The sequence below is a fragment of the Streptomyces sulfonofaciens genome (genome assembly GCF_014656295.1).
In the GTDB taxonomy this organism is placed as follows: Bacteria; Actinomycetota; Actinomycetes; order Streptomycetales; family Streptomycetaceae; genus Streptomyces; species Streptomyces sulfonofaciens.
This window is the reverse complement of the sequence record NZ_BNCD01000020.1, coordinates 112,804-125,052: the sequence shown is the minus strand read 5'-3', so window position 1 is coordinate 125,052 and position 12,249 is coordinate 112,804. Positions and strand designations below refer to the sequence as shown.

Annotated in this window: 13 protein-coding genes and 1 pseudogene; 7 read left to right on the top strand and 7 right to left on the bottom strand. The window is 73.3% G+C overall.

Annotation, left to right across the window (positions count from 1 at the left end):
* Nucleotides 1–502: 502 nt before the first annotated feature.
* From IE313_RS27310 to IE313_RS27290, 5 genes are all read right to left on the bottom strand, one after another.
* A complete protein-coding gene (locus IE313_RS27310) occupies nucleotides 503–859 on the bottom strand; it encodes a VOC family protein (protein ID WP_189936808.1) in 357 nt (118 codons plus the stop codon).
* Nucleotides 860–1,145: 286 nt separating this feature from the next.
* A complete protein-coding gene (locus tag IE313_RS27305) occupies nucleotides 1,146–2,282 on the bottom strand; it encodes an FAD-dependent oxidoreductase (protein ID WP_189936806.1) in 1,137 nt (378 codons plus the stop codon).
* A 346-nt stretch (nucleotides 2,283–2,628) separates the two neighbouring features.
* Nucleotides 2,629–3,057: an SHOCT-like domain-containing protein gene (locus tag IE313_RS27300; protein WP_189936804.1), complete on the bottom strand. Its 429-nt coding sequence runs from the start codon at nucleotides 3,055–3,057 to the stop codon at nucleotides 2,629–2,631.
* A 22-nt stretch (nucleotides 3,058–3,079) separates the two neighbouring features.
* Nucleotides 3,080–3,331 carry a hypothetical protein gene (locus IE313_RS27295; protein ID WP_189936801.1) on the bottom strand — a complete coding sequence of 84 codons (252 nt, stop codon included), beginning with the start codon at nucleotides 3,329–3,331 and terminating at the stop codon, nucleotides 3,080–3,082.
* Nucleotides 3,328–3,690: a DUF2089 domain-containing protein gene (locus IE313_RS27290; protein ID WP_189936799.1), complete on the bottom strand. Its 363-nt coding sequence runs from the start codon at nucleotides 3,688–3,690 to the stop codon at nucleotides 3,328–3,330. Before IE313_RS27290 ends, IE313_RS27295 begins: the two co-directional genes overlap by 4 nt.
* A gap of 486 nt (nucleotides 3,691–4,176) precedes the next feature.
* Here IE313_RS27290 and IE313_RS27285 point away from each other — a divergent pair, with 486 nt between their 5' ends.
* Nucleotides 4,177–4,680: a GNAT family N-acetyltransferase gene (locus IE313_RS27285; RefSeq protein ID WP_189936797.1), complete on the top strand. Its 504-nt coding sequence runs from the start codon at nucleotides 4,177–4,179 to the stop codon at nucleotides 4,678–4,680.
* Nucleotides 4,681–4,915: 235 nt separating this feature from the next.
* On the opposite strand, the pseudogene IE313_RS35570 reads toward IE313_RS27285, so the two are convergent.
* Nucleotides 4,916–5,011, bottom strand: a pseudogene (locus IE313_RS35570) (winged helix-turn-helix transcriptional regulator); the annotation flags it as partial.
* A 404-nt stretch (nucleotides 5,012–5,415) separates the two neighbouring features.
* Between IE313_RS35570 and IE313_RS27275 the strand changes: the two are divergent.
* The 4 genes from IE313_RS27275 to IE313_RS27260 all read left to right on the top strand — a co-directional run bounded on the left by IE313_RS27275 (nucleotide 5,416) and on the right by IE313_RS27260 (nucleotide 7,254).
* Nucleotides 5,416–5,919, top strand: coding sequence for a helix-turn-helix domain-containing protein (locus IE313_RS27275; protein ID WP_189936795.1), 504 nt, complete (start codon nucleotides 5,416–5,418; stop codon nucleotides 5,917–5,919).
* Nucleotides 5,906–6,097, top strand: coding sequence for a hypothetical protein (locus IE313_RS27270; RefSeq protein ID WP_189936793.1), 192 nt, complete (start codon nucleotides 5,906–5,908; stop codon nucleotides 6,095–6,097). Before IE313_RS27275 ends, IE313_RS27270 begins: the two co-directional genes overlap by 14 nt.
* Entirely contained in the window at nucleotides 6,084–6,782 is a 699-nt protein-coding gene (locus tag IE313_RS27265; RefSeq protein ID WP_189936791.1) for a hypothetical protein, read from the top strand. The genes IE313_RS27270 and IE313_RS27265 overlap by 14 nt, the downstream gene beginning before the upstream one ends.
* 145 nt (nucleotides 6,783–6,927) lie before the next feature.
* Entirely contained in the window at nucleotides 6,928–7,254 is a 327-nt protein-coding gene (locus IE313_RS27260) for a DUF2516 family protein (RefSeq protein ID WP_189936851.1), read from the top strand.
* A gap of 112 nt (nucleotides 7,255–7,366) precedes the next feature.
* Here the strand turns inward: IE313_RS27260 and IE313_RS27255 are convergent, their stop codons facing one another.
* On the bottom strand, nucleotides 7,367–9,028 hold the full coding sequence (locus IE313_RS27255; protein WP_189936789.1) for a PP2C family protein-serine/threonine phosphatase: 1,662 nt from the start codon (nucleotides 9,026–9,028) through the stop codon (nucleotides 7,367–7,369).
* 426 nt (nucleotides 9,029–9,454) lie between these two features.
* On the opposite strand from IE313_RS27255, the gene IE313_RS27250 reads away from it, so the two are divergent.
* Together IE313_RS27250 and mshA are read left to right on the top strand one after the other, a co-directional pair.
* Nucleotides 9,455–10,342, top strand: a complete 888-nt coding sequence (locus IE313_RS27250; protein WP_189936787.1) for a class I SAM-dependent methyltransferase — start codon at nucleotides 9,455–9,457, stop codon at nucleotides 10,340–10,342.
* Between the two features lie 413 nt (nucleotides 10,343–10,755).
* A complete protein-coding gene (gene mshA, locus IE313_RS27245) occupies nucleotides 10,756–12,102 on the top strand; it encodes a D-inositol-3-phosphate glycosyltransferase (protein WP_189936785.1) in 1,347 nt (448 codons plus the stop codon).
* Nucleotides 12,103–12,249 lie beyond the last annotated feature (147 nt).

The window sequence follows — 12,249 nt, the reverse complement described above, 5'->3', positions numbered from 1 at the left end:
TCCGCGGTCGCCGTCGGTGTCCCCCGGCTCGCTCCGAGTCGCCCGGCTCGCTCCGACCGGCTTCGAGCGTACGTCCGGCCCCGCCTTCGCCTTGGCGGTCTGGTTCCGCTCCGGTGAGCTGCTTTCGTTCCGCGGCGTGGTCTGCCCGCGTTCCGGGTCTGCTGGCGTTGCGCGGCGTCGGATCTGCCTGCGTTCCGGGTCTGCTCGTGCCTGCGCGGCGTGGTCTGCCTTCGCTCCGGGTCTGCTCGTGCCCGTGCGGCGTGGTCTGCCTTCGCTCCGGTGGTTCGGTTTCGTTCGGGTGGTCTGCCTGCTTCCGGGCGGATGGCTCACGGGCCCGCCCGCCCCGCCCACCCCGCCCGCGGTGCGCGCGCCGTACCGGTCACCGGGCATGTGTGCCGGGCACTCCGCTCCCGCGTCCGGGGCGCGCTGGGCCGGGCGCGGGGGCAGGCGTGGGCGTGGGCGCGGAGGCGGGCGTGGGCGGTGGGTGCGGGGGCGGTGGCCCTCATCGGTCCTGGAGCAGCCCGAGGACGTTGCCGTCGGGGTCGGCGACGGTGGCCACCAGGCGGCCGCCGCCGACATCGTGCGCGGCCTCCCGCACGGTGGCACCCGCGGCGGTCACCTCGGCGAGCTTCGCCTCGATGTCCGGCACGTGCCAGTAGGCCACCGGCGAGGCCATGCCCTGCGCCCCACCGCCCGGCACGAGCCCGATGTGCTGGCCCTCGGCCTCGAAGCCGACGTAGTAGGACTCGTCCGTCGTGGGCGGCACGCCCAGCAGCGCGGCGTACACCTCCTTGGCCGTCGCCAGGTCGGAGACGGGATGCAGCACGGTCCTGATGCCCTGGGTGGCGGAGCCGGTCATGGTCACTCCTGAAGTCGTCGGGACTGGTCGGGGCTGGTGGAACGGGCCCGCTGAGAGGTGGGCCTGATGACGATCACGCTAGGTCCGGCCCGGGCGTCCGCGCTTCTCGAATCCTGACCGGTTCCGGCCCGCCCCGCTCAATGGCCGAGGAGGTCCACCGTCACGCCGGGGTCCCTCGGGTCCCTCACACCCCTCGGATCCCTCACGTCCCTCGCACTCCTCGGGTCCCTCACGTCCCTAGCGCCCCTCGGGGCCTGCCGGCCCGGGGCCTCGGGGCGGCAGCGGCTCACCGGCCCCGCTCGTGTCCGTTGATCATGTCGACCAGGGCGTGGGCCGCGTTCTCGTCGGAGTCGGTGCCGTGCAGCTCGGTGCCGTCGAACGTGGCGGCCTCGGCGCTGCGGGGGAACATGGCCTGCTCGTACTCGGTGAGCGCGGCCTCGGTGTCGTCGGGGTGCGCGGCGAGGGCCCTGCCGAGTTCGGCGCCGTCGAGCAGGGCCAGATTGGCGCCTTCGCCGTTCGGGGCCGAGAGATGGGCGGCGTCGCCCACCAGGGTCACCCCGGGCATCCGGTCCCACCGGTGGCCGACCGGGAGGGCGTAGAAGGGGCGCAGGACCGGTGCCGTGTCGCCGTCGGTGATCAGCGCGGTGAGTTCCGGTGCCCAGCCGTCGAACTCCTGCGCGATCCGTGCGGTGGCCGCGGCGGCATCGGTGAAGTCGACGGCGGCGAACCAGTCCTGCGGCCTGGAGAGCGCCACGTAGATGTGCAGGGTGTCGCCGCGCTCCCGGTGCGCGAAGATCTCCCTGCCCGGCGCGGGCGCGATCAGCATCCCGCCGCCGACCGTTTTCGCGGCGACAGGGTGCCGGGTGTCGGCGTCGAACAGGTAGGTCTCGACGAACGACGTACCGGTGTACTCGGGCACGGCGGTGGAGAGCAGCGGCCGCACCCGCGACCACGCGCCGTCCGCGCCGACCAGCAGACCGGTGGCGACGGTGCTGCCGTCGGCGAACACCACCTCGTGGCGCCCGTCGCCGAGCGCACGGACGGCGCTGGCCTTGTGCCCCCACCGGACGGTGCCGGCCGGGAGCGAGTCGAGCAGGATCCGCCGCAGCTCGGCGCGCTGCACCTCGGGACGTCCGCCCGTGCCGTCGTCGGCCTTGTCGAGTACGACGGTCCCGTCCCGGTCGAGGACCCGGAGCGCCTGGCGGCCCTCCAGGACGATGGCGCGGAACTCGTCCATCAGGCCGGCCGCCTCAAGGGCGAGCTGCCCGTTGTGGTCGTGGATGTCGAGCATCCCGCCCTGCGCACGCGCCGCCGGGGAGGACTCCGCCTCGTGGACGGTGGCCGGGATTCCGTTGACGTGCAGGACACGGGCCAGCACGAGTCCGCCGAGTCCGGCGCCGATGATCGTGACAGGGGTGCGCATGGGTGGCTCCTTCGGTTCGCGGCCGCCTGCTGAACTGCGGCGGGCCGTCCCCGGAAAACTGCCGCACCCCTCCTACGAGCCACCGACACGCAACCGACAGCCCCGACACCCGACCGACACGGCGAGCCGGTACGACCGGCGGCACCACCACCTCAACCACCCGGGCCAGGCACGCTGCCCCGCAAGCTCGCCGGTACGCCCGTGGCCGTCAACCGGCGGGAGGGCGGCCGGGCCCCGTGGTCCGCGTGGGCGTGCGGGGCCCGTGGTCCGGGTGGGTGTGCGGCGGCCCCGTGGTCCGGGGGCTTGGACCCCGTGGCCCGCGTGGGCGTGCGGGGGCCGGGCGGTGTCACTCGCAGAACACCCGCACGCTGGAGTCGGGGTCGTCGACGTCGATGTCGACCTCGTCGAGCTGCTCGATCAGTTCCTCCAGGTGCTGCTGCTTGAGCTCGGTGAGGTCGATCGGCACCCCGGACCTGGTCAGCTCCGCGTTGGCCTTGGTGAGCGCCTGCGGAGGGATGAGGCTGGTGAGCCGGACCCCGGCGCGCAGCAGTTGGAGCGGGACCCGGATGTCGACCCTGCTCGGCCCGTCGCCTGAGTCGTCCGCCGAGTTCACCACCACGCGCAGGTACTTGGGGCGCGGCCTCGGGCGGGACGCGGTTCCCTGCGGCGACTCGGGCCGCTGCCGTTCGAGGGCGTCGATCAGCCGCTCGGCCTCGTCCGCGGTGATCTTGCCCTCGGCCAGCATCTCCAGGATCTGGCGGCGCTGCTCGTTCATTGCTGCTCCTCGCTCCTCTGACTCATCTGACGCTCACCAGCAGGGCGGTCCGGCCCTGCTCGAACTCGATCCGGGTGCCGGGCAGCGCCCACAGCAGCCGCCCGGTGCCGCGCAGCGCGCCCACCGGGCTGACCCGGGTGGCGAGGCACGCGGCCAGTCCGCCGAGCAGCAGCAGCGGGGAGAGCACCAGCAGGATCGGCAGGACGGGGATGTACAGCCGCAACCAGCGGCCGTCGGAACGGCGATGGCGCACCGTCACCAGGTACGGGATCACCGGGCCCTCTCCAACTCGGCCAGCGCCTCCTGGGCGCTGATCTCGCCGCGCCGAAGGCGGTCGACGACATCGGCGCCGGTGGGTGCCGGGTCGGTGTCGACGAAGTCGAGGCGCTCGGCGATCCGGTTCAACCGGGACTTGACCGTCGGGTAGCTGATCCCGAAGATCCGCTCCATCTCCTTGATGGAACCGTGCGCCCGTACGAACGCGGCGACGAACACCTGGTCGTCGACGCCGAGCTGCACCAACTGCGGCGGCTCGAACTGCCCCTCGACCGCGACACCGCTGCCGGCCAGCCGAACCCGTTCGACCACGAACGGCTTCCCCTGCGTCAGGTCCGTCAGCTCCTGCCAGTCCACCCTCGGCTCCCTCACCCTCGGCGACGCCTCCGATGTTCATTTGTACCTTGATTTATTTAAGCTGCCAACGATGAAACCTTGATTATCTCAATGTCGCCTTCAGCGATCGCACCACCAGCTCCCGTCGCCCCCGCCCCGTCGCCCCCGCCCCGTCGCCCCCGCCCCGCCGTCTCCCCGCGGCGGCTGGCGGCTGGCGGCTGGCGGTCGGCGGTCGGCGGTCGGCGACCGGCGGCACGGGGCCCGAGGTGCACCGACGGGGCGCCGCCGGTCGCATGCCGTTGCCCGCCGGATGCACGTCCCGGGTGCCATCGGCCGTCCGTGTCACGGGGATTGAGGCCCGGGTGTCCGGGTGGAGGGGGTGAGGAGGTCGAGGAGGCGCCCCTTGGGCGGCCGGAGGATGTCCCAACCCGTCGAAGGTGAGCTGCCGACGGCTCCCTGACCGAGGCGCGGCAGGTTCGCGGCCACCCTGTGGAGCAGAGTGTGGCCATGTCCATCTACGAGACGATGCCGTTCCACCTTGAGACCGAGCGGCTGATATTGCGACCGTGGGCCGAGTCGGACGCCGACGACCTTCGCGCCCTGCACGCCGAACGCGGCAAAGGGACGCCCACGATCGAGTACATCCGAGCACTCATCGCGAAGCAGCTCGCCGCGACGGCGGCGACGGGGATCGCCCTGCTGCCCGTCCAGCGCCGTGACGAAGGCGACTTCATCGGCTACTGCGGACTGATCATCGGCCGCTCAACCGTCGAGGAGCCTGAGATCGCGTACGAGTTGTTCCGGCGCGCGCACGGGCGTGGCTACGCCACCGAGGCGGCCGGCGCGGTGCTCGGTGCCGCGGTGGCGACCGGGCGGAAAAGGCTCTGGGCGACCGTCGGCGCATGGAACGCACCGTCGTTCCGGGTCCTTGAGAAGCTCGGGTTCGAGCGGGATCACGTGTCCATGGAGGACAGCGGTGAAGTCGTGTGGCTGACACGCTCGTTGCCGTGACGAGGGTCGCGCCCCGGGACCTCATGCTCACGTGACCGAGTGCCGTGGGCCGTGTCGTGGACGGCTCGGCGGCGGCCCCGGTCAAGACGAGGTTGTCCGGCCTCGGGCAAGGGGGTGGGCCGGCCGGTCCGGTCGACGGGTGGTGCGCTTCGTGAGCGTCGATGAGTTCGTCCGGGTGCGCCTCTGCCCAGGTGAGTGCCGCGTCGACGAGGCCAAGGAGACTCCGGCTGAGGGAGGTGAGGTCGTACTCGACGTGGCGGACGGGTCCGGCGTGGACTGTTCGGACGACGAAGCCGTCACGTTCCAGCGCCCGGAGGGACTGTGTGAGCACCTTGCTCGTGATGTCCCGCAGGGGCCCCGTAGTCCGGAGAACCGGCGCGGGCCGTCCTCAAGGCACTGGACGATCGTCCCGGCCCACTTGCCCCCACTCGGAGTGGCACTGCTCGTACTCGATCCGGGTGGCGCCGGAGGCCGTGCGGGCGGTGCTCGCGGCCGCCCGCCACCGCGGTTGCGTGGTCGTCGTCGACCTGCGGGCGCCGGTGAGGTGCGTGGCCTTGCGTTCGGTATGGGGCCGTTGTGCCCAGGAGGTGATCTGTTTCGTGGGCCCGGCAACCTGGGGGTGGTCGGCGGCCCGGTGGAAGCACTGGGACAGGACGAGGGCGAAGCGGTAGTGGCGTGGCGCACTTTTGCAAGCAGGTGCTTGCAAAAGTTAGCGGTGCGGTTCAGTATCAGTACATGGCATCGCTCAACATGGGCAACCTGGGCGAGTACCTGCGCGAGCAGCGCAGGCACGCACAGTTGTCGCTGCGTCAGCTCGCCGAGGCCGCCGGGGTGTCGAACCCGTACCTCAGCCAGATCGAGCGCGGGCTGCGCAAGCCGAGTGCGGACGTGCTCCAGCAGGTCGCCAAGGCGCTGCGGATCTCCGCGGAGACGCTGTACGTCCGCGCCGGAATACTCGACGAGCGGCAGCGCGACGAGTTGGAGACGCGTGCCGTCATCCTCTCGGACCCGTCGCTCACGGAGCGCCAGAAGCAGGTACTGCTCCAGATCTACGAGTCCTTCCGCAGGGAGAACGCCGCGGGGAACGCCGCGGAGAACCCCCGGGGGAACGCCGCGGAGGGCGGCCCCGGTGCCGGCGGGGGCGCCGGTCCGCAGGGCGGTACGGATGACGGGGCCGGTGGCGGGGCAGCCGAAGGACACGGCGCGGACGATGTCCCACTGAAACGTGACGAACGGTAAGAGTGGGACCACCGAGAACATCGAGAACATCGAGAACATCGAGAACACCGAGAACACCGAGAACACCGAGAACACCGAGAACACCGAGAACACCGAGAACCAGCAGGCACGACGGAGTGGTCGGCGACGACCGCCCCCGAACCCGATCAGGGAGGACCACCCTCATGGCCATCAGTGACGACCTCCGCAAGACCTTCAGCGACCCGACCCCGCTCTACTTCGCCGCCGGCACCGCGGACCTGGCCCTCCAGCAGGCCAGGAAGGTCCCGGGCATGGTCGAGCAGCTCCGTGCCGAGGCCCCCGCGCGCTTCGAGGCCGTGCGCCGCACCGACACCCGTGAGTTCCAGGACCGGGCCGCCGCCCGCGCCAAGGACGTGCAGGAGACCATCCAGACCGCGGTGACCGGGCTGGTCGGCCAGCTCGACACCGACATCAGGAAGCTCGGCGAGTCGGCCCAGGGCCTGGCGCTGCGCGGTGTCGGCGTGGCCGTCGAGTACGCCGTCAAGGCGCGCGAGACCTACGAGAAGGTCGCCGAGCACGGTGAGCAGGCCGTGAAGACCTGGCGCGGCGAGGGCCCCGCGGAGCAGGACCGCGCCGTCGGGTCGGGTACCGGCGCCGGTGCATCCGCTCCCGCCTCGGGCAAGCCGGGTCCCGCCGCGGACAAGCCGGGGCCCGTCGCGGTGAAGGACGAGGCCGCCGGGCAGGGCCGTACCGCCACGGCAGCCAAGGCGCCCGCCTCGGCTTCCTCGTCCTCCTCGTCCTCCTCGGCTTCCTCGTCCTCCGCGAGTGCCGGCAGGACCGCGGCGAAGAAGACGGCGGCCCGCCGCAACGGTACGAAGAAGACCACCCCGCCGGCGAAGTGACCGTGCGGGACGGGTCCACTGCGACCGGCGTGCGCCTGAGCCCGGCGCACGCCGGCCGGTGGGGAACGAGCGGCGTGCCCGGCGCGTTCTCCGGGTACGGTGGCCGCGTGACGACGAGCCGACACGGGTGGTGGACGTAGTGCTGATGCAGGGGTTCGCAGGAGTCATGTGGCTGCTGAACGTAGCCCTCATCGTCTTCAGCGGCTTCGCCTTCTTCGACGCCGTGTTCCGGCGGGAGGACGCGTACCGCGCGGTCGACAAGCAGACCAAGCCCTTCTGGCTGATCATCCTCGGGCTGGCGTTCGTGGTCAGCCTGATCTTCCCGATCCTGTCGTTCCTGCCCATCATCGGCCTGGTCGCCACGATCGTGTACATGGTGGACGTCCGCCCTGCGATCCGCGGCATCAGCGGCGGCCCGCGCCGCGGCGGTTCCAGCAGCGACGGCCCCTACGGCCCGTTCAACGGCCGCTGAGGCCCACGGCAACGGTCACTGAGGTCCGCGGCCCGCCCCATGGTGCCGCCGACAGACCGGGCTGCGGCGCGCGGTGCGGTTGCGGCGCCCGGCAGCGCTGCGGGAGCGGGGATCAGGGCCCCCAGGCCAGCAGCAGGACCGCGACGTCGTCCGTGAGGTCGCCGCCGTTGAGGTCGCGCGCCTCGTTCACCGCGGCCGCCAGCAGCTCGTCACCGCTCAGACCCGCCGCGAGCTGGCGGCGCACCATCTCCAGCATGCCGTCCTGGCCCAGCCGCTGGGTGCCGTCGCCGATCCGGCCCTCTATCAGGCCGTCCGTGTACAGCATCAGACTCCATGCCGGCCCCAGCTCCACCTGGCGCCGGTCCCAGCGGGCGTGCGGCAGGATGCCGAGCGCGGGGCCGTTGCTCTCGTACGGCAGCAGCTCGGCGGGGCCGTCCTGCGGAGCGAGCAGCGGCGAGGGGTGGCCGGCCAGGCAGAACCCGGCGCTGTGGCCGTCCGGCGCGATGTCCACCGTGCAGAGCGTGGCGAAGATCTCCTCGTCGGCCCGTTCGTGCTCCAGGACCTGCTGGAGGGTGTGCAGCAGGTCGTTGCCGCACAGGCCCGCGAGGGTCAGGGCGCGCCACGCGATGCGGAGCTCGACGCCGAGCGCCGCCTCGTCGGGACCGTGCCCGCAGACGTCGCCGATCATGGCGTGCACCGTGCCGTCCGGCGTGCGCACCGTGTCGTAGAAGTCACCGCCGAGCAGGGCGCGGGAGCGGCCCGGCCGGTAATGGGCGGCGAACCGCAGCGGAGAGCCCTCCAGCAGGGGCGTGGGCAGCAGACCGCGCTCCAGACGGGCGTTCTCCTGGGCACGCAGCCGGGACTCGGTCAGTTGGCGCTGGGCCGCGTCGGCGCGCTTGCGCTCCACCGCGTAGCGGATGGCGCGGCTGAGGAGGCGGGCGTCCAGCTCGTCGCGGAGCAGGTAGTCCTGCGCCCCGACCCGGACCGCCTCCGCGCCGCCCTCCACGTCCCCCGACGCCGTGAGCGCGAGGACGGCGTGCCGCGGCGCGAGCCGCAGGACGTTCTTCAGCGTGGCAAGTTCGTCGGGCCCCTCGGCGGCCCCGGTGCCCTGCGCGTCCGGTGCGGTGCGGGGGCGGGGCGGCGCGGCCTGCGCGGTGGCCGGGGCCGGACGCGCCGTACCGCCGCCGTGCACCGTCGGGGTGCCGCCCGGCGGGGTGGCCGTGGCCGGTGCCGCCTCGGTGCGGGCCTGGCGGGGCAGGCCGGTGGCGGGCAGGGCGAGGTCGAGCAGGATGCAGTGCACGTCGTCGGTGAGCAGCCGCTCGGCCTCGGTGAGGTTGCGGGCGGTGCGGACGCGGATGGGGTTGCCCGCGGCGTCGAGGAGTTCGGGCACGCTCAGGGAGCGGGCCGGGTCGTCCTCGATGACGAGCAGGGTGAGCGGGGCGCCGGTGCCCACCGCCGGCACGTCATAGCGTCCGGGGTCGGCCTCGTGGGCGGCGGTCAGGGGGTTCTCGGCCGTGCTGCCGTTCTCCTCCGTGGGTGCGGACGGGGCGGTTCGGGTGTTCCGGGTGCCCTCGGTGGCGTGGTCGTGCGTGGTGCCGGGTGCGTCGGGGGTGGCGTCCGGTGCGCCTGGAGCGCCCGGCGCGCCGGGAGCGTCGACGGGTGTGTCGGTCCGGGTGTGTGCGGCGGGGTCGTCCGGCACGGATACGGGCGGGGTGTGAGCCTGACCACTCTCCGCGGCCGGCACATTCCTCTGCCGCGGTACGGGTACGGGCATCGGTTTGGTTCCTTCCCTCCCCCCGAGGGCATGGCGGGGCGACGAGCGACGCCCCACCGACGGGGACCATAGCGGGTGCCGCCACCGCAGGGGAATGGCGGAAGGAAATCGGCCTCCGTCATATGCCGCATCCTGTAACGCATTTGGACAGGTCGCAGTTGTGCAGGGCATGACGAATGTCACCTCTTCGGGGTTGCCTCCGGATCCGAACGTGCCGGCAGTCACATGGGATGGGTCACTTGAGGGTGGTGTGCGCCGAGTTGGGGTGGTGAGGGTGTTTTAGGGGGGTGAGGTGGTGCGGCGGGGGCTGGTTTCTGACGTGGTGCGCCTTCTGTCCGCCCGGGCGGGGGCGGCGAACGGCCCGCCGGCTGTCCGCCCCGGGCCCGGGGCGGAGGAACGGCCGCCGGGAGCGCTTACGCTCGGGATGTGGCCTCACGCACGTCCTCCCCGCATCCCGTCGGCGTGGTGACCCGGGGAACCACGCACCCCAACAGGTTGCGCAGGATTGACCGCTGGATAGCCGCCACCCACGGCCCCGAACTGCGCCGTTCGCCCGCCCCCGTCGCCGTCGACCTCGGTTTCGGCGCCGCACCCTGGACCGCCGTCGAACTGCTCGCCCGGCTGCGCGCCGTGGCGCCGCACACACGCGTGGTGGGGGTCGAGATCGACCCGGCCAGGGTCGAGGCCGCCCAGCCGTACGCCCGCGAAGGGCTCCGCTTCCTGCGCGGCGGCTTCGAGATCCCGCTCACCGCGCCCGGACGACGGCCCGATGCGCCCGGACGAGGGCCCGATGCCACCGGACGGCAGCCCGACGCGCCCGGGCTCGCGCTGATCAGAGCCGCCAACGTGCTGCGGCAGTACGACGAGGCCGACGTGGCCGGAGCGTGGGAGCGGTTGTGCGGGCGGCTCGCGCCGGCTGATCCGGCGCGTGGATCGCGCGGCGGGCTGCTGGTCGAGGGAACCTGCGACGAGATCGGGCGGCGGCACGTGTGGGTGGCGCTCGGGCCCGAGGGACCGCGCACGGTGACGTTCGCCGCACGCCTCGGCTCTCTCGGCCGCCCCTCCGACCTCGCGGAACGGCTGCCGAAGGCGCTGATCCACCGGAACGTTCCCGGCGAGCCCGTGCACGCGTTCCTGCGTGACTTCGATCACGCGTGGGCCTCCGCGGCGCCCTTCGCGGCGTACGGGGCGCGGCAGCGCTGGGTTTCCGCGGTGCGGGCGCTCGCGGGTGGCTGGCCGGTGGTGGACGGGGCGGGGCGGTGGCGGCAGGGAGAGGTGACGGTGCGCTGGGAAGCCCTGTCCCCCCGCGCCTGACTGCTTCCTCCCGCGCCTGACTGCTTCCTCCCGTGCCTGACTCCTTCTTCCCTCCCGTGCCTGCTGCTTCCTCCCGCGCCTGACTGCTTCCCCGTGCCGCTGCCCGGGGGCCTGGGACCGGCTTCCCCGTGCCGCTGCCCTGTGCCGCACCTTTCCGTCCGGGTGCCGAGGTGACGGGGAACGCGGCCGAACGCAACCGGACACGCCGACTCTCCGTAGTCGCCGGGCAATCATTGGGTAAAACGGAAATGGAACCCCGACTTCCACTGTTGCCCCCAGTGGAGGAGACACCAGCCCTCCCCTCAGCCATGCCCGAGCAGCCCCACAGGCCGCCCGGCGACCGGCGCCCCCGCCCGGTGATCCCGGGGCACGGGGGGCGATCGAGCGGCCGCGGCACGCAAGGAGGACACCAGGTGACCCATCACGTGACGAGGCTCGGCCGCCGCCCCTCGGGGGCCCCCGCCCGGCTCCGGTTGCCGGGCGGCCCCCGCCGCCCCCGCCGCGTCGCCATGCTCAGCGTCCACACCTCGCCCCTCCACCAGCCGGGCACAGGCGACGCGGGAGGCATGAACGTCTACATCGTGGAACTGGCCAGGCGCCTCGCCACGATCGGCATCGACGTGGAGATCTTCACCCGCGCCACCAGCGGCGGCCTCCCGCCCACCGTCGAACTCGCGCCCGGCGTCCTCGTCCGGCACGTGGACGCGGGCCCGTACGACGGCCTGTCCAAGGAGGAGCTGCCCGCCCAGCTCTGCGCCTTCACCCACGGTGTGATGCAGGCCTGGGCCGACCACCGGCCCGGCCACTACGACCTGGTGCACTCCCACTACTGGCTGTCGGGGCAGGTCGGCTGGCTCGCCGCCCAGCGTTGGGGCGTCCCGCAGGTGCACGCCATGCACACCATGGCGAAGGTCAAGAACGCCTCACTGGCCGAGGGCGACACCCCCGAGCCGGCCGCCCGCGTGATCGGCGAGACCCAGGTGGTCCGTGCCGCGGACCGGCTCGTGGCCAACACCGCCGAAGAGGCCGGCGAACTGGTGCACCACTACGGAGCGGATCCGGCCAAGGTCGCCGTCGTGCACCCCGGGGTCAACCTGGACGTCTTCCGGCCCGCCGACGGCCGCGCCGCCGCCCGGGCCAGGCTCGGCCTGCCGCAGGACGCCCTGATCCCGCTCTTCGCCGGCCGCATACAGCCCCTCAAGGGGCCCGACGTGCTGCTGCGCGCGGTGGGGGCGCTGCTGGAGGAGCGCCCTGACCTGCGCTCGCGGATCGTCGTCCCGGTGGTCGGCGGCCCGAGCGGCACCGGGCTCGCCAGGCCGGAGCGGCTGCAGAAGCTCGCGGCCCTGCTCGGCATCGCGGACGTGATCAGCTTCCGGCCGCCGGTGCGGCAGGACCAGCTCGCCGACTGGTTCCGGGCCGCCTCACTGCTCGTCATGCCGTCGTACAGCGAATCGTTTGGCCTGGTGGCGATCGAGGCGCAGGCGGCCGGCACACCGGTGCTCGCCGCCGCGGTCGGCGGCCTGCCGGTGGCGGTCCGCGACGGGACCACGGGATTCCTCGTGGGGGGCCATGAACCGGCCGCCTACGCGCGCGTGCTGCGCGACTTCGCCGACGACCCGTCGCTGACGGACCGGCTCGGCGCGGCTGCCGCCCGGCACGCCCAGTCCTTCGGGTGGGGCGCCGCGGCCACCGCGACGGCGTCGGTCTACTCGGCGGCCCTGCACGACCGCCGCCGCCGGATCCGCAGCCACACCGGCTGACCCCGCCCGTTCCGACGCGCGCCGCCCGCCGCCCGGGCCCGGCACATCCCGGCCGCCGGACCCGGCGGGCCCCAGCCGGGCCGGCACCACCCGCGGGCCCCGGGCCCGGTGCCGCCCGCCGACCGGGCCACCCGGTGCCTCCCGCCG